We start from the raw sequence: 17,859 nt of genomic DNA, 5'->3' as shown, positions 1-17,859 counted from the left end.
CATGTACGACATCCTGCGCCCGCTGCTGTTCCAGCTCGACGCCGAGAAGGCACACCACCTCACCCTGTACGGGCTGGGCGTGGCCCAGCGCAGCGGCTTCGCCCGCTGGATCGCCAAGCCGCCGGCGGACCTGCCCACCACGGTGTTCGGCATTACCTTTCCGAACCCGGTCGGCCTGGCGGCCGGCCTGGACAAGAACGCCGAATACCTGGACGCGCTCGATGCGCTGGGCTTCGGCTTCATCGAAGTCGGCACGGTCACGCCGCTGCCGCAGCCGGGCAACGACAAGCCCCGCATGTTCCGCCTGCCAGGGCACGAGGCGATCATCAACCGGCTCGGCTTCAACAATGGCGGCGTCGATGCGCTGGTGCGCAACGTGCAGCAGTCCAGCTACCACGGCGTGCTCGGCATCAACATCGGCAAGAACAAGGACACGTCGAACGAGAAGGCGGTCAACGATTACCTGACCTGCCTGCACAAGGTCTACGAACACGCCAGCTACGTCACGGTGAACATCTCCTCGCCGAACACGGCCGGACTGCGCGACCTGCAGCAGGAAGCCACGCTGTACAAGTTCATTTCCGTGCTGCGGGCGGCGCAGGAGCGGCTGGGTTCGCAAGCCGGCAAGCGCAAGCCGATGCTGCTGAAGATCGCCCCGGATCTGTCCGAAGCGGAGCTGGATGCGATTGCCGAGGTGCTGCTGCGCACCGGCATCGACGGGGTGATCTGCAGCAACACCACGATCGATCACGAGTCGGTGGCGGATGACCCGCGCGGCGGCGAGGCGGGCGGCCTGTCCGGCAAGCCGCTGTTCGCGCGGTCCACCGCGGTACTCGCCGGCATGCACAAGCGCCTGCAGGGACGCATTGCGCTGATTGGCGTGGGCGGCATCCTCGAAGGCAGCGACGCGGCCGAGAAACTCGACGCCGGCGCCTCGCTGGTGCAGGTCTACTCGGGCCTGGTCTATCGCGGCCCGCACCTGGTCGGCGAATGCGTCAACGAAATCCGTCGCCAGCGCGAGGCCGCCCATGCCGTCTGAGCGCACCGACATGGGTGGTTACACGCTGATAGAAAACGCCTCGCTGGTGAACCGCAACACGCTGCGCGTCGATGCGCGCGCCACGTTGCTGGCGGAAATCCGCGACGCCAGCAAGCTGCCCGAACTGCTCGACTTTCCCGCCGTGCGCAACGGCCGCCTGCTGGTGTTGGGCGAGGGCAGCAACATGCTGTTCACCGGTGACTTCGACGGCACCGTGCTGGCGATGGAAACCCGCGGCGTGCAGGTGGAAAGCGACGGCGACAGCGCACGCATCGCGGTGGCCGCGGGCGAACGCTGGGACGACTTCGTGCGCTGGACGCTGGGCCAGGGTTACGCCGGCCTGGAAAACCTGATCCTGATCCCCGGCACCGTGGGCGCCGCGCCGATCCAGAACATCGGTGCTTACGGCTGCGAAGTGGCCGAATTCGTCGAGAGTGTGGAAGCGTGGGATACCCGCCAGCACCGCGTGGTGACGCTGGACCACGCCACCTGCGCATTCGCCTATCGCGACTCACTGTTCAAGCACGAGCCAGGTCGCTACATCGTCACCGCCGTGCGCTTCGTGCTGCCCCGCCACCGCGCACTGCGCACCGACTACGCCGGCATCGACGAGCAGCTGGCGCGGATGGGCATCGACAAGCCCGCACCTTTCCACGTCGCCGAAGCCGTCGTGCACCTGCGCACGAAAAAACTGCCCGATCCGGCCGTGATCGGCAACGCCGGCAGCTTCTTCAAGAACCCCATCGTCGACGCCGCGCTGGCCGATGCGCTGAAACGCGAGCATCCCGAACTGGCCGCCTGGCCGCAAGCGGATGGCCGCAGCAAGCTTTCCGCCGCGTGGCTGATCGAAGCCGCCGGCTTCAAGGGTTTCCGCGAAGGCGATGCCGGCATCTCGAACCGGCACGCGCTGGTGCTGGTCAACCACAGTCACGCCACCGGCCCCCAACTGTGGGCGCTGGCGCAGCAGGTGATGCACGGCGTGCACGCCAGGTTCGGCGTGCAGCTGGAACCTGAGCCGGTGGTGATCGGCGCGCGCTGAGCGCCTATTGCTCTTGGAGCACTCGGAGCAAGAGCTTTCGTCCTCCTTCGGAGGGCGAGGTACTTCTCTTTTGCTTGTCCAAAAGAGAAGTACCCAAGAGAAAACGACACCCCGCTTCCGCGCCTTGCGGACATCCTGTCCGCAAGGTTCGCGAGTCGGGGTCGGGCTTTTCGACAGGGCATCCTGCCCTGGCGAAAAGGAGCCGACATCCCTGTCGGCTCCCGCTACGCGGCCTGTCGACCCCGCCTCGCCGCTGCAGAGGGGCCCCGGGTAGAGCGACGCGCATCCTGCGCGTACTTTTCAGAAGAGCCGGATCAAGAGCANTACGCGGCCTGTCGACCCCGCCTCGCCGCTGCAGAGGGGCCCCGGGTAGAGCGACGCGCATCCTGCGCGTACTTTTCAGAAGAGCCGGATCAAGAGCAAAGCCGCGGCGACCGGAGCTTTTGCTCTGGCTTTTTGCTTTTGCTTTTCAGCTTCATCACCGAGTGCGGGCCACGATGGCCCGCTGCTTTACCGGGGTCCCTTGTGCGGCGGTGAGCCGGGGTCGACAGGCCGCGCAGCGGGCGTTGCCACGGATGGCAACGCCTTTTCGCACGGGCAGGATGCCCGTTCGAAAAGCCCGGCCCCGGCTCACGGACTTGCCGGACAGGAGTCCGGCAAGCGCCAAGCGGGGTGGCCTTCTCTTTTGGTTACTTTTCTCTTGGCCACGCAAGAGAAAAGTGACTCGGTCGCCGAAGGCGATCGACCGCTCTGCACTTGAGCTCTTGCTTCAGAAAATGAGGCTTATCCACTGCACGGAGGACGAACGGCTCTCCCGCTTTGAGCCAAAGCGCCCCGCGCGCGCATCAATCGCGAACCCGCTTCTCGATACTCGGCAGAAACACCGTGATCAGCCCCATCAGCGGCAGATACGCGCACAGGCCATAGACATATTCGATGCCGTGCGTGTCGGCCAGGCCGCCGAGTATCGCGGCGCCGATGCCGCCCATGCCGAAGGCGAAGCCGAAAAACAGTCCCGAGATCATGCCGACGCGCCCGGGAATCAGCTCCTGCGCGTAGACCAGGATCGCCGAGAACGCGGAGGCCAGGATCAGGCCGATCACCACGGTGAGCACACCCGTCCACATCAGGTTCGCGTGGGGCAGCAGCAGGGTGAACGGGGCCACGCCCAGGATCGACACCCAGATCACCCACTTGCGTCCCACGCGGTCGCCCACCGGTCCGCCGATCAGCGAACCGGCGGCGACGGCGAACAGGAACACAAACAGGTGCACCTGGGCGCTCTGCACCGACACGCCGAACTTGTGGATCAGGTAGAAGGTGTAATAGCTGCTGAGGCTGGCCAGATAGAAATACTTGGAGAAGATCAGCAGGCCCAGGATCGCCAGCGCGCCGATGATCTGGTTGCGCGACAGGGCGATCACATCCAGGTGCCGCGATGGCGACTTGCTGCGCGCCACGTGATGGCGGCCGTACCAGCGCCCCACCTGCAGCAGCACCACGATGGCCAGCAGGGCGGCCAGCGAGAACCACGCCACGCTGCCGCGCCCGTGCGGCACGATGATCCATGCCGCCAGCAGCGGACCCAGCGACGAGCCGGTATTGCCGCCGACCTGGAACAGCGACTGCGCCAGGCCATGTCGACCACCGGAAGCCATCCGCGCCACCCGCGACGATTCCGGATGGAACACCGACGAGCCGGTGCCGACCAGGGCCACGGCCAGCAGCAGCACGGGGAAATTCGGCGCGACCGCCAGCAACAGCAGGCCGCACAGGGTGAAGCCCATGCCGACCGGCAGCGAGTAAGGCATCGGTCGCTTGTCGGTGACCATGCCCACCAGTGGCTGCAGCAGCGAGGCGGTGAGCTGGAAGGTCAGGGTGATCAGGCCGACCTGGGCGAAGCTCAGGTGGAAGCTGCCCTTCAACAACGGATAGATCGCCAGGATCAGCGACTGGATCATGTCGTTGAGCATGTGCGCGAAGCTGATTCCGCCGAGCACGACGAACTGGGTGGGTTCGCTGGCGGGGATGGAAGTCGTGGATGCGGGGATCGCGGAAGGGGAGAGCGGAGCGCTTTCGACGCGGGTCTGCATGGGCGGTGTTTGACTGGGTGGGGTACGACGCGGGGAGGCCCTACCTTAGGACAGTGGCGGCGAACCCGCATGTGCCAGGGGTACGGCGTCGTGCTTCCACCGGGCCGACTTGTCATCTGACCGTCAAGCGCGTGCGGCAGACTGAGCCGGGGATGACCTGTCGCGGCCGTCGTCACCCGGGCCTTGCCCCTGCCGCGCTACGATGTCCCGACGTATTCCTGCATGAGCCAAGCCGGTGTCACCATGAACAGCCGCCTGATCCACGAGAGCTCGCCGCCCGGCACCGCGACGCCGGCCGCCAACGATGCCTCGACGGCGATCGCGCCGGCGACGGACCTGGGCGATCCCCGGCTGTTCATCCACCGCGAGTTGTCGCAGCTGCAGTTCAACATCCGCGTGCTGGACCAGGCGCTGGACGAGCGCACGCCGCTGCTGGAAAGGCTGAAATTCCTGCTGATCTTCTCGCGCAATATGGACGAGTTCTTCGAGATCCGGGTGGCAGGGCTGAAGGGCCAGGTGGCGCTGGACCACGAGCTGATCGGCCCGGACGGGATTCCGCCGAAGCGTGCGCTATTGATGATCAGCGAGATCGCGCACCGGCAGATCGAGCGGCAGTACGCGATCCTCAACGAGCGCATCCTGCCGGAACTGGCCGCGCAAGGCATCCGCATCGTGCGGCGCCAGCAGTGGACGCAGAAGCAGAGGCTGTGGGTGCGCCGCTATTTCCGGGCGGAAGTGGCGCCGCTGGTGACGCCGATCGGGCTGGACCCGACCCATCCGTTCCCGCTGCTGGTCAACAAGAGCCTCAACTTCATCGTGCGGCTGGACGGCGTGGATGCGTTCGGCCGCGACTCCGGCCTGGCGGTGGTGCCGGCGCCGCGCGTATTGCCGCGGCTGATCCAGATGCCGGCCGAGATCTGCGAGGGCGGCGACAACTACGTGCTGCTGTCCTCGATCATCCATGCCCATGCGGAAGAACTGTTCCCCGGCATGGAGGTGCTCGGCTGCTACCAGTTCCGGCTGACCCGCAACGCCGACCTCACGCTGGACCCGGAAGACGTCGAGGACCTGGCGCTGGCGCTGCGTGGCGAACTCTACTCGCGCCGCTTCGGCGACGCAGTGCGGCTGGAAGTGGCCGACAACTGCCCGAAGGACCTGACCGATCACCTGCTCAAGCAGTTCGGCCTGGCCGAGTCGGAGCTTTACGAAGTGAACGGCCCGGTGAACCTGGCGCGGCTGTTCCGCATCGCCAGCCACGTGAATTACCCGCGGCTGCAGTACCCGCCGTTCACGCCCGCGCTGCCGAAGGAGCTGCGTCACGCCGAGGACCTGTTTCAGGTGATCGGCAAGCAGGACGTGCTGCTGCTGCATCCGTACGAGTCGTTTGCGCCGGTGGTGGACCTGCTGCGCCAAGCCTCGGTCGACCCGCAGGTGCTGACGATCAAGCAGACGCTGTACCGCACCAACGCGAATTCCGAAATCGTCGACGCGCTGGTCGACGCGGCCCGCGCGGGCAAGGAAGTGACCGCGGTGGTCGAGCTGCGCGCGCGTTTCGACGAGGAGTCGAACCTGAGCCTGGCCTCGCGCCTGCAGCAGGCTGGCGCGATGGTGATCTACGGCGTGGTCGGCATCAAGACGCACGCGAAGATGATGCTGATCCAGCGTCGCGAAGGCCGCGAGCTGGTGCGTTACGCCCACCTGGGCACCGGCAACTACCACAGCGGCAATGCGCGGCTGTACACCGATTACAGCCTGCTCACCTCCGACGAGGCGTTGTGCGAGGACGTGCACAAGCTGTTCAGCGAACTGACCGGCATGGGCACCGTGCTGCACATGAAGAAGCTGCTGCATGCGCCATTCACGCTGAAGCCCCGGCTGCTGGAAATGATCGCCGGTGAAGCGGCGCACGCCGCGGCGGGCCGGCCGGCGCGGATCATCCTCAAGCTCAACGCGCTGACCGAACCGACCGTCATTCGCGCGCTGTACCGGGCCAGCATCGCCGGTGTGCAGATCGACCTGATCGTGCGCGGCATCTGCAGCCTGCGGCCAAGTATCGAAGGCGTGTCGGAAAACATCCGGGTGCGTTCGATCATCGGTCGCTTCCTCGAACACAGCCGCGTGTACTGGTTCGCCAACCACGGCGAGCCACTGCTGTACCTGTCCAGCGCCGACCTGATGGAGCGCAACCTCGATCGCCGCGTGGAAACGGCGTTCCCGATCGAGGGCAAGCGGATGCAGCAGCGCATCACCCAGGTGCTGGAGCTGTGCCTCGCCGATAACATCGGCGCCTCGCTGCTGCAGGCCGACGGCGAGTACCTGCATCCTCTGCCGGCCGCCGGCGAGCCGATCCACGACATGCAGGCCGAGCTGCTGGGAAAGTTGTGCGGGGCAGGGGCCGGCAACGGCAACGGGCACTGAACCAGCTGCATCGCGCAGGGCGGGCCATGCCCGCCGGTTTTGATGGGTACGGGAGAGTGCTGCTGGATAGCCCGGCCGCGCGCATCGCCGCGTTGCCGGTGGTGATCCGCCGTTGAGCAGTTTCATTCCACGGACCGCCCTGGCCGCGGAGTACGATGCGCCGACATCGGGCGAATTGCCGGGAGCTGCCTTGAACGCATCGACGCTGTGGTGGGGTCTGCTGTTCGGCTCGATCGGGCTGGGCTTCTTCGTCTACGGCAGAAAGCAGCGCGCGATCGTGCCGCTGGTCTGCGGCATCGCCCTGATGGTGTTTCCGTATTTCGTCAGCGGCACCGCGTGGCTGATCATCATTGGCGTGGTGCTGGTCGCGATTCCCCGGTTCGTCAGCCTGTGAGGCGAACGCCCAAGAAAAAAGCCCGCGGAAGCCGCGGGCTTTTTTGAAAATCCGTGGTGGAGCGGATGGGGATCGAACCCACGACCTCCACGATGCGAACGTGGCGCTCTCCCAGCTGAGCTACCGCCCCACGGAAGCCGCGAATATTAGCAGCGTGGGTGGGGTTCGCCAAGACCCCGGCTGGCGGATGGTGAAGCGCGGCGATCCATCGACCCTGTGCCGGAGGGGCTTGCGCGGACGGGTGAGCCTTTCGACTTCGCGCTGCGCGCCTGCGTTCCGGTCGAACGGCGGACCAGGACGTGCGGCGCTCAGTCCGGCAGCAGCCCGGGCAGGTCGTCGTGCAGCACCTCGCGGCGCCAGCCTTCGAGGAAGTCCGGCCATTCGGCGGTGACCACGTATTCCTCCAGCACCTTGCGTGGGCACAGCAGGCCGGGCGGCAGGTCGAGTTCGCCGGCGCGGGTGTCGACCAGTTGCTTCATCTCGCCCAGCGCCTTCTTCGCCGCGCCCTGCGGGTGGGCCGGGATTTTTGCGGTCGTCGCGATTTCCTCGGCGCTGACGGTGGGCGCAATCAGCTCGAACAGTTCGCTGCGTTGCGCCGAGCGCAGAGCGCGCTGGCCGCGGCTGCGCTGTTCCAGGTCGGCCAGATGGGTCGGCGGCAACTCGGCCAGGTTCAGTGCGAGGTTGTCGTCGAGCAGCCAGGGGCGTGGCACGTCGAGTCGACGCGCGCTGCGGTCGCGCCACAACAGCAGGCGGCGCAGCAGGGCCTGGCGTTCGGGTGACCATTCGGCAGCGCCACGCAGCGCACGTTGCGGCTGCGGGTCGCCGTCACGATGGCTGGCGCGCTGCTTCAGGCGGGCACAGTCTTCGGCGTGCCACGCGCTGCGGTCACGCTGGCGCAGGCGCTCGTTCAATTGTTCGTGGATGGTTTTCAGATAGACCACGTCCAGCGCGGCATAGCTGCGCTGCGACGCGGTCAACGGACGCTGCAGCCAATCCGAGCGGGTCTCGCCCTTGTCCAGTTCGTCGCCGGACAGTTCGGCCACCAGCGCCCGATAGCTGATGCCCAGGCCCATGCCGACAAAGGCGGCGGCGATCTGGGTGTCGAACAGTGTGTGCGGGCCATCGGGCAGCAACGGCGAGAGGGTTTCCAGATCCTCGCTGGCACTGTGCATGATGGTGACGGCCGGGCCGGCGCCCAGCAGCGGCTGCAACGCCGGGCCGATGTCGAAGGCCAGCGGGTCGACCAGGGCGTAGCGACCGTTCCAGCCCAGTTGCAGCAGGGCCAGCTGCGGATAGAACGTATTGCGCCGCATGAACTCGGTGTCCAGGCCCACGGCGGCGTCTGCCGGTATCGTGGCCAACCATGCCTGCAGCGCGTCGAGCGTGTCGATCCAGTCGGCGGCAGGGGTTTCGGGCAATGACATCGGTACTCCTTGGAAGGCGGCGCGGTCACTCGCGCGGATTGCCCTGTCGGCGGTTTGTGCCTATGGTGAGCAGCGCACGATAACAGGCCGCGCCCAAGGACGCCCATCCATGCCGAACAACGCCAACCTGCAGCGTCAGCGTTTTCTCGGTGGTGCGCTGGGGGTGATCGTGCTGGGGTTTGCGCTGACCTATCACTTTTTTCCGCGCCTGTTCCACGTCGATCCGACCCAGGCGCCGCGGCGTTCGATGTCGCTGGGCACCGCGACGCTGGGCAGCGGCCTGCAGCCGGAGCGCGCAACGGCGATCAGCGAACTCAATGCCGGGCCGCCGCTGACCTTGGCGCCGGCTGCGGTGATCGCCGCGCGCAACAGCGCCAAGGCCGACCTGCCCAAACAGCTCAGCGCCGACCCGCCCGAAGTGGTGGCCCTGCTCGACAAGGCCACCAGGGCGCTGCATGCGGGCGCGCTGGCCGGCGGCGAGGACAGCGCTGCGGCCCTGTTCGAGCAGGCGTTGAAGCAGAAGCCCGACAGCCGCCGCGCCGTGCAGGGCCTGTTCGACGTGCGCGCGCGCCTGGTGGCGGAGATCGACCAGGACATCGCGGTGGGTGACGTGGACGCCGCGCATGACCTGCTCGACGCCTTGCGCACGCTGCCCAACGCCGAAGCCGAAGTGGCGCAACTGGAAACCGGCCTGCAGACGCTGGAGAAGGTGCGCCCGATGCTGGCCCGGGCAGCGGGCCTGCTGCAGCAGGGCAAGGCCGACCGCCCCGACGGTGGCAGCGCGCTGGACCTGTATCGCGACGTGCAGAAGCTGGACCCGCAGAATGCCGTGGCCGAGCAGGGCATCCTTCAGGTGCAGCGTGCCGTGCTGGACCGGGCGCTGGCGGCGGTGGCGCAGAACGATTTCGCCGGCGCCGACCACGAACTGGCCAGGGCGCAGCAGATCCGTCCCGGCACCCAGCAGATGCGCGACGTGCACCAGCGCGTGGACGACATGCGCGAGCAGCGTGCCCGCGGAATACTTGCCCAGGCGCATACCGCGCTGGATGCCGGCAACGTGACCCTGGCCATCAAGCTGGCCGGGCAGGTTCGCGCGATCGATCCGGACCTGACAGGGCTGCCGGCGCTCGACGAGCAACTGGTCAACGCGCGTCTCTACGCCAGCTACAAGCCCGGCCAGGCCTTTGCCGACCATTATGTCGACCTGCCGGGCAAGGCGCCCACCATGGTGGTGATTCCCACCGGCAGTTTCATGATGGGTGCACCGGCCAGCGACAGCGATCGGCTCGCCTCGTCCCAACCGCAACATGCGGTGACCATCGCCACCGGTTTCGCGATGGCGCGCAGCGCGGTGACGGTGGCCCAGTTCCGCGAGTTCGTGCGTGCCAGCGGCTACGTGCCCGATTCGATCCGGCTGGGTGGCGCCAGCGTGTACGACGAGCGCAGCGGCGTCCTGCGCGACGACAGCACCGCCACCTGGGAAGACGACTACGCTGGTCGCAAGGCCGACGACAACCTGCCGGTGGTGAACGTGTCCTGGGCCGATGCCACGGCTTACGCGGCGTGGCTGCAGCAACGCACCGGCAAGACTTATCGACTGCCCAGCGAAGCGGAGTTCGAGTACGCGCTGCGCGGTGGCACGAAGACACGTTACTGGTGGGGCGACGGGGTGCCGTCGCACCCGGTGGAGAACCTGACCGGCTCCGCCGACCGCTCACGCAGTGGCCGACGCTGGAGCAACGCCTTCCGCGGCTATCGCGACGGCCACTGGGGACCGGCGCCGGTGATGAGCTTCGCCGCCAACCCGTTCGGCCTGTTCGACATCGACGGCAACGTTTCCGAATGGGTGGTCGACTGCTGGCACGACAGCTACCTGCGTGCGCCCACCGACGGCAGTGCCTGGGTCAACCCCGGCTGCCGCGCCCACGTGCTGCGCGGCGGTTCCTGGGGCAGTTCGCCCGAACAGGTCGAATCGGCCTATCGCCAGGGCGCCAACGGCGACGCCCGCAGCGCCCGCGTGGGCTTCCGCGTGGTGCGCGAGCTGTAGGCATGAAAAACCCCGCGCGAGGCGGGGTTCTTCGAAAGCTGGTACCGGTGAGAGGACTCGAACCTCCACTGTGTCACCACAAGCGGATTTTGAGTCCGCCGCGTCTACCATTCCGCCACACCGGCATGTGTGAGCGGGGGATTATGCCGGGTTCAGTGCACGCGGTCGAGTCCCAGCTGGCGCACGTCACGTCCGTACCAGCGGTCCTCGGGCAGGGGCTGGAACACCGAGCAGCGGACCATCGGGCCGGAATAGATGTGCAGGCTGACGGTGACCGCGTCGTCGCTGGGGTTGCGGATGCTGTGGTATTCGTGCGGCGGGATCAGGCTGCCGGCCGAGCCGGCGCCGGCCTGGATCGAACCGACCGGCTGGAAGCAGTAGCGCTTGTCGTCGTGTTCCAGCAATTCGTACTGCACGATCTCCAGCGCACCGTTCCACACGCCCTCGACGCACCACATGCCGTCGTGGTCATGGATCGGCGTGCCCTGGCCCGGCCCCCAGGTCATCGCCACCACGCAGTAGCCGTGCTCCTCGCTGCGGTACAGCTCGCGCCGCGCGTAGTGTTCGGCATTCGCCTCGAACACGCATTCCGGCAGGGTCACCGACTTGTCGCGGATCATCCTGCACAGGCTGTTGCGCAGGCTGTCGGTGAGCTCGTGGGTGGTCGACTTGGCCACGGCGGCGTCGATGGCGTCGATCAGGGTGCGGCTGCCGGGGAAATCCAGGGTAAGCATGGCGTTCTCGGGGAATGCGGGAGCTGTCTAGCTTAGCAGCGCGGCGATCAGCCGGCCGCCAGCCGGTTCAGGAAGCCGCCGATGGCGCGGCTGTAGTTTTCGATGTCGACCAGGAACGCGTCGTGGCCTTGCGGCGAATCCAGCGCCACGAACTCGACCCGGGCACCAGCGGCTTGCAGGCCTTCGGCGATCTGCTCCTGCTGCTGCAGCGGAAACAGGATGTCGGTGCTGACGCCGATCACCATGGCCTGTTCGACGTGGATGCGCTTGAGTCCTTCGTGCACGCTGCCGTGGCCGTATTCGGCGATGTCGAACCAGTCGCTGGCGCGCGACAGGTACAGGTAGCAGTTCGGGTCGAAGTTGCGCACGAAGCGCCGGGCGTGGCCTTCGAGGTAGGACTCCACCTGGAACTCGCGGCCGAACGGTTCGTCCTCGCGCTGCTCCGGATCGAGCCGGATGCGGGCGAAGCGGCCGTTCCACTCCATCGCCGAGCGATAGGTGATCACGCCGAGCTTGCGCGCGATGCTCATGCCCAAGTCGGGATAACTGCCGCCCTCCGTGGCATGGATGTCGTAGCGGCCGTCGTTGAACTGCGGATCGAGCCGGATCGCCTCGCGCTGCAGCGAGCGGATCGCGATCGCGAACGGCTGCGCCTGGGGCGCGGTGTCCACGCTGATGTGGGTGCGCACGCTGCCCGGGTGCAGCAGCATGTAGGCCAGCGCGCTCATGCCGCCCATCGAGCAGCCGATCAGGCAGGCCAGTTGCGTGATGCCCAGGCTGTCGACCACGGCGTGCGCCGCGTTGGCCACGTCTTCCAGCGCCAGTTCGGGGAAGCTCAGCCGATAGGCTTCGCCGGTGGCCGGATCGTTCGAGGCGGGGCAGGTGGAGCCCTTGTCGCTGCCCAGCGAGTTCACGCAGATCACGAACCAGCGCCCGGTGTCGATCGCCTTGCCGGGGCCGGCCATGTCCTGCCACCAGCCGGGCGTCGGGTCCTCGTCGCATGAGGTCATGTGTGCGCTGGGCGACAGGCCGGTCAGCACCAGCACGGCATTGTCGCGGGCCGCGTTCAGCGTGCCCCAGGTTTCGTAGGCGACGTGCGCGCCGTGCAGTTCGCCGCCGCGCTTCATCGGGAAGGGCGAGGACAGGGCGAGGTAACGGCGCGCGTCGCCCATGGTCAATGCACTTTGTCGATGCTGATCTTGATCGGCGTCGTGCTGTCCACCGCGACCACCCCGGCGTCGCCTTCCAGGTCGCCGGGCCGGGCCTCGGGCTGGCCGCCGTGGCTGATCCGCGCGCCGACGAAGACCCGCGCAACCGAGGACAGCTTGAACGCCGGCGTCATCGCCATCGCGTCGGTCAGCGTGACCGTGGCGGGCAGGCTGGCGGGATCGAGTTTCGCCACCGCCAGCGGCATCGGCGGGCCATCCGGCGAGCGGGCGTAGACGAACAGCACATCGCCCGCGGCCAGCTTGCCTTTCAGCGCCGGCGCCAGCGCGACCTGCACCTGCAGCGCGGCGCCTTGTGGGGCGCTGGCGGCGGCGCTCGACGATGCACCGGCCGGTGCGCCGCCGGCGCGGGCATCGGCCACGGCGATCTGCTCGGCGACGGATTTGGCCACGTTCGAGCCCGGTTCCAGCTGCGGTTGCAGCAAACGCCAGGTGGCGGCGGCGTCGCGGTAGTCGCCATTCTGGAAATCGCTGATGCCGAGCAGCCACAGGCCGCGCTGGCTGTCCGGGTGCAGCTTCACCGCCTGCACGAGAAGTTCGCGCGCGCGACCCTCGATGCGATGGTCGGCCCGCGTCATCGAATCATTTTCGGCCCAGCCGATCATCGCCTCGGCGTTGTTCGGGTCCAGTTTCAGTGCGTGTCCGAAGGCATCGCGCGCATTCGCCGGCTGGCGCAGCATGCTGCTGGTCTGGGCCAGCAGCATCCAGCCCTGCAGGTCGTCCGGCTGCTGTTGCAGATGGGTGCGCAGTTCGGTCAGCGCCTGGTCCATGGTCAGCGAGGGCGGTGCCTGCTTGCTGGCCGGGTTCAACGCGTTGGGCGTGCCCACCAGCAGGTACAGCGTGCCGGTGCCGAGCGGCAACACCAGGGCGATCAGCAAGGCCAGCGCGAACACGCTGCGCGGGCGACCGGCTTCGCGGCCCTGGCGCAGCAGCGGCAACAGCAACAAGGCCAGTGCCGCCGCGACCATCGCGGCAGCAATCACGACAAAAGCGATCTTCACCAGTCGTCCCCGGAATCGGTTGGTGTTTCATCCATGGTGCGGGCGGCACGACTGCGCTGGCGGATCAGCACGAGCACCACGCCGGCGCCGCCCAGCAGGATCAGCAGCGGGCCGAACCACAGCAACGAAGTGCCGACGGTCAGCGGCGGGTCGTACAGCACGAACTCGGAGTAGCGGGCGACCAGGTATTGCCTGATCTCGTCGTCGCTCTTGCCTTCCTGCATCATCCTGAAAATCTGGTTGCGCAGGTCGCGGGCGATCGGCGCGTTGGAATCGGCCAGCGTTTCGTTCTGGCACATCGGGCAGCGCAGCTGATGGGTGAGGTGCTGGAAGCGCAGTTCCTGCGCGTGATCCTTGAACGGCATCGGCTCGATCGCCTGCGCGTAAGCGAAGCCGCCCAGCAACAGCGAAGCGACGAGGAACACCCGCAGCAACCGGCGCATCACGGCGCCTCCTTCAGCATCGCTGCGATCGCCGGCTTCAGTTCCTTCGCCATCACCTCGGGCGTGATCGGGCCGATGTGCTTGTAGCGGATCACGCCCTTCGCATCGATCAGGAAGCTTTCCGGCGCGCCGTACACGCCGAAGTCGATCGCGGTGTTGCCTGGTTCGTCGGCGATCAGCAGGGCGTACGGATTGCCGTGTTTGGCCAGCCAGTTCTTCGCATCCGCCGGCGGGTCCTTGTAGTTGTAGCCGACCAGCTGCACGCCCAGGGTCGGCGCCTCGGCGCTCAGCACCGGGTGCTCCACGCCGCATTCGATGCACCAGCTGGCGAACACGTTGAGCAGGTAGGGCTTGCCCAGCAGGTCGGCCTTGCTGACCTGCTGGGTCGGCTCGTACAGCTTGGGCAGGTTGAATTCCGGCGCCGGCTTGTTCAGCAGCGGCGTGGGGATCGCGTTCGGATCGTGCTGGGTGTTCCACCAGATGCCGAAGCCGAACAGGCCGACCAGCAGCATGAAGCCGATGAAAGGAAGCAGGCGGTTCATGCGCGGCCTTCCCCGACCTGCAGCGTGGCGCCGGCATCGACGACGCCTTCAGCCTTCGCCGCCCGCTTGAGGCGGAAGCGCTTGTCGGTGGCGCAAACCACGCCGCCCAGCATCATCAGCAGGCCGCCACCCCAGATCCAGCGGATGAACGGCTTGGTGTAGAGCCGCAGCGCCCACGCGCCTTCGAGGTTGTTCGCGTCCATCGGCTCGCCCAGCGCCACGTAGAGGTCGCGGGTGATGCCGGCGTCGACGGCGGATTCGGTCTGCACCTGGCCACGCGGGTAGGTGCGTTTCTGCGGATGCATCACGGCGATCTGTTTGTCGCCCCGGGTAACCGTGACGGTGCCCTGGTCGGCGGTCCAGTTCGGGCCGGCGGTGTGGTGCACGCCGTCGAAGCGGAAATCGTAGCTGCCGATGTGCTGGGTCTCGCCGGGCGCCATGCGCACGTCGCGGGTCACGCTGAGCGATTCGGACAGCAGCACGCCGATCACGAAGATGCCCACGCCCAGATGCGCCAGCAGCATGCCGGCCATCTCGCCCGGGTAGCGTCGGCCACGCGGCGCTTCACGCCAGCGCTTGATCGCATACAGCAGCACGCCGACGACCACCCACACGCCGGCGGCGACGCCGACGATCGCCTTGAGGTTGCCGTCGACCAGGAAGGCCGCGACGATCGCGCACGCCAGCGCGGCGACGACGACCCGCAGCAGCAGTCCCTTCAGCACCGGCGCATCACCCTTGCCCCAGCGCAGGAACGGGCCGAACGGCATCAGCAGCACCACCGGCGCCATCAGCAGTGGAAACAGGAAGCCGAAGTAGGGCGGGCCCACCGAGATCCGGCCCAGGTTCAGCGCATCGCCGATCAGCGGGAACAGCGTGCCCAGCAGCACCATCGCCGCCGCCACGGCAAACATCAGGTTGCCGATCAGCAACACCGTTTCGCGCGACACCACGTTGAACGCCTTGCCGCCCAGCACCTTCGGTGCACGCAACGCGTACAGCAGCAGCGAGCCGCCCACCACGATGGTGAGGAAGGCCAGGATGAACACGCCGCGGCGCGGGTCCGAAGCAAAGGCATGCACCGAGGTGAGCACGCCCGAGCGGACCAGGAAGGTGCCCAGCAGCGACAGCGAGAACGCGAAGATCGACAGCAGGATGGTCCACGCGCGCAGCGAGCCGCGTTTCTCGGTGACGGCCTGCGCATGGATCAGCGCGGCGCCGACCAGCCACGGCATGAAGCTGGCGTTCTCCACCGGGTCCCAGAACCACCAGCCGCCCCAGCCCAGTTCGGCGTACGCCCACCAGCTGCCGGCGACGATGCCGCAGGTGAGGAAGGCCCAGGCCATGTTGGTCCACGGCCGCGCCCAGCGCACCCAGGCCTGTTCCAGCTCGCCGCCGAGCAGGGCGGCGATCGAGAACGCGAACGCCACCGAGAAGCCGACGTAGCCCATGTACAGCATCGGCGGATGGAAGGTCATGCCCGGGTCCTGCAGCACCGGGTTCAGGTCCGCACCGTCGCCCGGCATCGGCAACAGCCGTCCAAACGGATTGGAGGTGAAGATGATGAAGGCGAGGAAGCCGACCGCGATCAGGCCCATCACCGCGATCACCCGCGAAGCGAACACCTCGGGCAGCTTCTGGCTCAGCGCCACCAGGGCGATCGTCCACACGTTGAGGATCAGGATCCACAGCAGCAGCGAGCCCTCGTGCGCGCCCCATACCGCGGCGATGCGGTAGTACCACGGCAGCGCCAGGTTCGAATTGTCGGCCACGTACTGCACCGAGAAGTCGAAGCGCAGGAACGCCCAGGCCAGGATGCCGAACGCCATCGCCACGAACACCGCCTGACCGGCCGCGGCCGGGCGCGCCACCGCCATCAGCGCACGATTGCCGCGCCACGCGCCGACCAGCGGCAGGATGCTCTGCGCCAGCGCCAGCAGCAGGGCGAGGATCAGCGCGAGTTGGCCGAGTTCGGGGGTCATGGCTTGGGGTTTCCTTGCATGGCGTCCTGAGCTGCAGCGCCTTCTTCGACCTTCTTGCCTTCGTGCGCCTTGGCCATCGCGTCCTTCAGCTCCTTCGGCATGTACGTCTCGTCATGCTTGGCCAGCACTTCGGTGGCGACGAAGCGGGCGTTGTCCATGTGGCCGGTGGCGATCACCGACTGGTTGTCGCGGAACAGGTCGGGCAGGATGCCGGTGTACTCCACCGGCATCGCGCCGCCGGCGTCGACCACGGTGAAGGTGACCTTGAGCGAGTCGCTGGCGCGCTGGATCGAGCCGGCCTTGACCATGCCGCCGAGGCGGAAGGTCTTGTAGCTGGCCGCCTCGCCCGACTGCACCTGGCTCGGCGTCAGCAGGTAGTTCATGTTGTTCTGCAGCGCCAGCACGACCAGCACGGCGGCGACGACGGCCGCGGCGAGGATCGACAGCACGATGGTGAGTCGGCGCTTGCGGGTGGGGTTCATGGGCATGGTCAAAAACCGCCCCGGTCAGGGGGATGCTGGAGTGGAAGGGGGTTTGCGTTCCTGACGCACGCTCTGACGCGCCAGCCGTGCGCGAAGTTCCCGCAGCACACGGTGGCGGCGCAGGCGCGGCGCGACGGTGTCGGCAATCAGCACGACGAAGAACAGCGCATAGGCCGGCCACACATAGGCGGCGTAACCGCCCATCGCCAGGAAATGCTGCAGGGCGTTCATCGGTCGGCCTCGCTTTCGGCGATCTGGCGCACCCAGTCCTTGCCGCCTTCCAGCTCGAGCAGGTCGGTGCGCACGCGGCGGAACAGGCTGGCGGCGTAGTAGCACTTGGTGGCCAGCATCATCGTCAGCAGCGGCCACAGCATGTCCCAGGACATGGTGGATTTGCCGAACACGTTGACCGTGCTGCCCTGGTGCAAGGTGTTCCACCAGTTCACCGAGAAATGCACGATCGGCACGTTGATGACGCCGATGATGGCGAGGAAGGCGGCGGCGCGGGCGCCCTGGCGGCGATCCTCGAACGCGTGGTACAGGCCGATCACGCCCAGGAACAGGAACAGCAGCACCAGCTCGGAAGTGAGCCGCGCATCCCAGGTCCACCAGGTGCCCCACATCGGCTTGCCCCACAGCGAACCGGTGACCAGGGTGATGAAGGTGAGCGCCGCGCCGATCGGCGCCGATTGCATCGCCACGACCTCGGCCAGCTTGATTCGCCAGACCAGCGCGATGAAGCCGGCCACGCCCATCACCGCGTAGATGAACATGCCCATCCACGCGCTGGGCACGTGGATGAAGATGATCCGGTAGGCATCGCCTTGCTGGTAATCGGCCGGGGCCAGCACCAGGCCGCCGTACAGGGCCACCGCACCCAGCAGCAGGGCCAGCGTCATCGCCCATGGCTGCAGCGTTCCGGCGAAGCGGTAGAAGGTTGGCGGCGAGCTCAGCCGGTGCAACCAGAGCGGAATCCAGTTAGACATGGTGAATCG

General features: G+C 67.3%; 16 protein-coding genes and 2 tRNA genes. 5 read left to right on the top strand and 13 right to left on the bottom strand.

What is annotated here, in order from left to right; all coding sequences use genetic code 11:
- Position 1: 1 nt before the first annotated feature.
- Together ASD55_RS11260 and murB are read left to right on the top strand one after the other, a co-directional pair.
- Positions 2–1,039: a quinone-dependent dihydroorotate dehydrogenase gene (locus ASD55_RS11260; RefSeq protein ID WP_056766184.1), complete on the top strand. Its 1,038-nt coding sequence runs from the start codon at positions 2–4 to the stop codon at positions 1,037–1,039.
- A gap of 10 nt (positions 1,040–1,049) precedes the next feature.
- Positions 1,050–2,078 carry a UDP-N-acetylmuramate dehydrogenase gene (murB, locus tag ASD55_RS11255; RefSeq protein ID WP_056766181.1) on the top strand — a complete coding sequence of 343 codons (1,029 nt, stop codon included), beginning with the start codon at positions 1,050–1,052 and terminating at the stop codon, positions 2,076–2,078.
- A gap of 845 nt (positions 2,079–2,923) precedes the next feature.
- On the opposite strand, the gene ASD55_RS11250 is transcribed toward murB, so the two are convergent.
- Positions 2,924–4,171, bottom strand: coding sequence for an MFS transporter (locus tag ASD55_RS11250; RefSeq protein WP_056766179.1), 1,248 nt, complete (start codon positions 4,169–4,171; stop codon positions 2,924–2,926).
- Positions 4,172–4,414: 243 nt separating this feature from the next.
- On the opposite strand from ASD55_RS11250, the gene ppk1 reads away from it, so the two are divergent.
- On the top strand, positions 4,415–6,589 hold the full coding sequence (gene ppk1, locus ASD55_RS11245) for a polyphosphate kinase 1 (RefSeq protein ID WP_056766476.1): 2,175 nt from the start codon (positions 4,415–4,417) through the stop codon (positions 6,587–6,589).
- 190 nt (positions 6,590–6,779) lie between these two features.
- Positions 6,780–6,983 (top strand): hypothetical protein, encoded by a 204-nt coding sequence (locus tag ASD55_RS11240; RefSeq protein ID WP_056766475.1) that lies wholly within the window; start codon positions 6,780–6,782, stop codon positions 6,981–6,983.
- Positions 6,984–7,037: 54 nt separating this feature from the next.
- Here the strand turns inward: ASD55_RS11240 and ASD55_RS11235 are convergent.
- Both ASD55_RS11235 and ASD55_RS11230 read right to left on the bottom strand, forming a co-directional pair.
- Positions 7,038–7,113, bottom strand: a tRNA-Ala gene (locus tag ASD55_RS11235).
- A gap of 178 nt (positions 7,114–7,291) precedes the next feature.
- The gene (locus tag ASD55_RS11230; protein WP_056766178.1) at positions 7,292–8,407 is read right to left on the bottom strand and encodes an HRDC domain-containing protein; all 1,116 of its coding nucleotides are present in this window, start codon (positions 8,405–8,407) and stop codon (positions 7,292–7,294) included.
- A 109-nt stretch (positions 8,408–8,516) separates the two neighbouring features.
- Between ASD55_RS11230 and ASD55_RS11225 the strand changes: the two genes are divergently transcribed.
- A complete protein-coding gene (locus ASD55_RS11225; RefSeq protein WP_056766176.1) occupies positions 8,517–10,454 on the top strand; it encodes a formylglycine-generating enzyme family protein in 1,938 nt (645 codons plus the stop codon).
- 39 nt (positions 10,455–10,493) lie between these two features.
- On the opposite strand, the gene ASD55_RS11220 is transcribed toward ASD55_RS11225, so the two are convergent.
- The 10 genes from ASD55_RS11220 to ASD55_RS11175 all read right to left on the bottom strand — a co-directional run bounded on the left by ASD55_RS11220 (position 10,494) and on the right by ASD55_RS11175 (position 17,850).
- Positions 10,494–10,579: transfer RNA gene (locus ASD55_RS11220), tRNA-Leu, on the bottom strand.
- A 27-nt stretch (positions 10,580–10,606) separates the two neighbouring features.
- A complete protein-coding gene (locus ASD55_RS11215; RefSeq protein WP_056714687.1) occupies positions 10,607–11,188 on the bottom strand; it encodes a cysteine dioxygenase family protein in 582 nt (193 codons plus the stop codon).
- Between the two features lie 47 nt (positions 11,189–11,235).
- On the bottom strand, positions 11,236–12,360 hold the full coding sequence (locus ASD55_RS11210; RefSeq protein ID WP_056766174.1) for a homoserine O-acetyltransferase: 1,125 nt from the start codon (positions 12,358–12,360) through the stop codon (positions 11,236–11,238).
- Positions 12,361–12,362: 2 nt separating this feature from the next.
- Positions 12,363–13,415 carry a cytochrome C biogenesis protein CcmI gene (locus ASD55_RS11205; protein WP_056766172.1) on the bottom strand — a complete coding sequence of 351 codons (1,053 nt, stop codon included), beginning with the start codon at positions 13,413–13,415 and terminating at the stop codon, positions 12,363–12,365.
- A complete protein-coding gene (locus ASD55_RS11200) occupies positions 13,412–13,858 on the bottom strand; it encodes a cytochrome c-type biogenesis protein (RefSeq protein WP_056714679.1) in 447 nt (148 codons plus the stop codon). Before ASD55_RS11200 ends, ASD55_RS11205 begins: the two co-directional genes overlap by 4 nt.
- Positions 13,858–14,400: a DsbE family thiol:disulfide interchange protein gene (locus ASD55_RS11195; RefSeq protein WP_056766170.1), complete on the bottom strand. Its 543-nt coding sequence runs from the start codon at positions 14,398–14,400 to the stop codon at positions 13,858–13,860. The genes ASD55_RS11200 and ASD55_RS11195 overlap by 1 nt, the downstream gene beginning before the upstream one ends.
- On the bottom strand, positions 14,397–16,382 hold the full coding sequence (locus ASD55_RS11190) for a heme lyase CcmF/NrfE family subunit (RefSeq protein WP_056766168.1): 1,986 nt from the start codon (positions 16,380–16,382) through the stop codon (positions 14,397–14,399). Before ASD55_RS11190 ends, ASD55_RS11195 begins: the two co-directional genes overlap by 4 nt.
- On the bottom strand, positions 16,379–16,864 hold the full coding sequence (gene ccmE / locus ASD55_RS11185) for a cytochrome c maturation protein CcmE (protein WP_200946173.1): 486 nt from the start codon (positions 16,862–16,864) through the stop codon (positions 16,379–16,381). Before ccmE ends, ASD55_RS11190 begins: the two co-directional genes overlap by 4 nt.
- Before the next feature lie 24 nt (positions 16,865–16,888).
- Complete coding sequence (gene ccmD / locus ASD55_RS11180) at positions 16,889–17,086, bottom strand: heme exporter protein CcmD (RefSeq protein ID WP_200946171.1); 198 nt, start codon at positions 17,084–17,086, stop codon at positions 16,889–16,891.
- Between the two features lie 5 nt (positions 17,087–17,091).
- Positions 17,092–17,850: a heme ABC transporter permease gene (locus tag ASD55_RS11175; RefSeq protein WP_056766164.1), complete on the bottom strand. Its 759-nt coding sequence runs from the start codon at positions 17,848–17,850 to the stop codon at positions 17,092–17,094.
- Positions 17,851–17,859: the final 9 nt, after the last annotated feature.

The organism is Rhodanobacter sp. Root561, assembly GCF_001427365.1.
Taxonomy (GTDB): Bacteria; Pseudomonadota; Gammaproteobacteria; order Xanthomonadales; family Rhodanobacteraceae; genus Rhodanobacter.
The sequence above is the reverse complement of the archived record's forward strand: the minus strand, read 5'-3'. Positions and strand labels throughout refer to the sequence as shown.

What these genes read in the sequence shown, in the direction of transcription:
- ASD55_RS11175 (WP_056766164.1), bottom strand. Translation starts at nt 17,850, where the DNA reads ATGTCTAACTGGATTCCGCTCTGGTTGCACCGGCTGAGCTCGCCGCCA.
- murB (WP_056766181.1), top strand. Translation starts at nt 1,050, where the DNA reads ATGGGTGGTTACACGCTGATAGAAAACGCCTCGCTGGTGAACCGCAAC.
- ASD55_RS11260 (WP_056766184.1), top strand. Translation starts at nt 2, where the DNA reads ATGTACGACATCCTGCGCCCGCTGCTGTTCCAGCTCGACGCCGAGAAG.
- ASD55_RS11190 (WP_056766168.1), bottom strand. Translation starts at nt 16,382, where the DNA reads ATGACCCCCGAACTCGGCCAACTCGCGCTGATCCTCGCCCTGCTGCTG.
- ppk1 (WP_056766476.1), top strand. Translation starts at nt 4,415, where the DNA reads ATGAACAGCCGCCTGATCCACGAGAGCTCGCCGCCCGGCACCGCGACG.
- ccmE (WP_200946173.1), bottom strand. Translation starts at nt 16,864, where the DNA reads ATGAACCCCACCCGCAAGCGCCGACTCACCATCGTGCTGTCGATCCTC.
- ASD55_RS11210 (WP_056766174.1), bottom strand. Translation starts at nt 12,360, where the DNA reads ATGGGCGACGCGCGCCGTTACCTCGCCCTGTCCTCGCCCTTCCCGATG.
- ASD55_RS11195 (WP_056766170.1), bottom strand. Translation starts at nt 14,400, where the DNA reads ATGAACCGCCTGCTTCCTTTCATCGGCTTCATGCTGCTGGTCGGCCTG.
- ASD55_RS11250 (WP_056766179.1), bottom strand. Translation starts at nt 4,171, where the DNA reads ATGCAGACCCGCGTCGAAAGCGCTCCGCTCTCCCCTTCCGCGATCCCC.
- ASD55_RS11225 (WP_056766176.1), top strand. Translation starts at nt 8,517, where the DNA reads ATGCCGAACAACGCCAACCTGCAGCGTCAGCGTTTTCTCGGTGGTGCG.
- ASD55_RS11230 (WP_056766178.1), bottom strand. Translation starts at nt 8,407, where the DNA reads ATGTCATTGCCCGAAACCCCTGCCGCCGACTGGATCGACACGCTCGAC.
- ASD55_RS11200 (WP_056714679.1), bottom strand. Translation starts at nt 13,858, where the DNA reads ATGCGCCGGTTGCTGCGGGTGTTCCTCGTCGCTTCGCTGTTGCTGGGC.
- ASD55_RS11215 (WP_056714687.1), bottom strand. Translation starts at nt 11,188, where the DNA reads ATGCTTACCCTGGATTTCCCCGGCAGCCGCACCCTGATCGACGCCATC.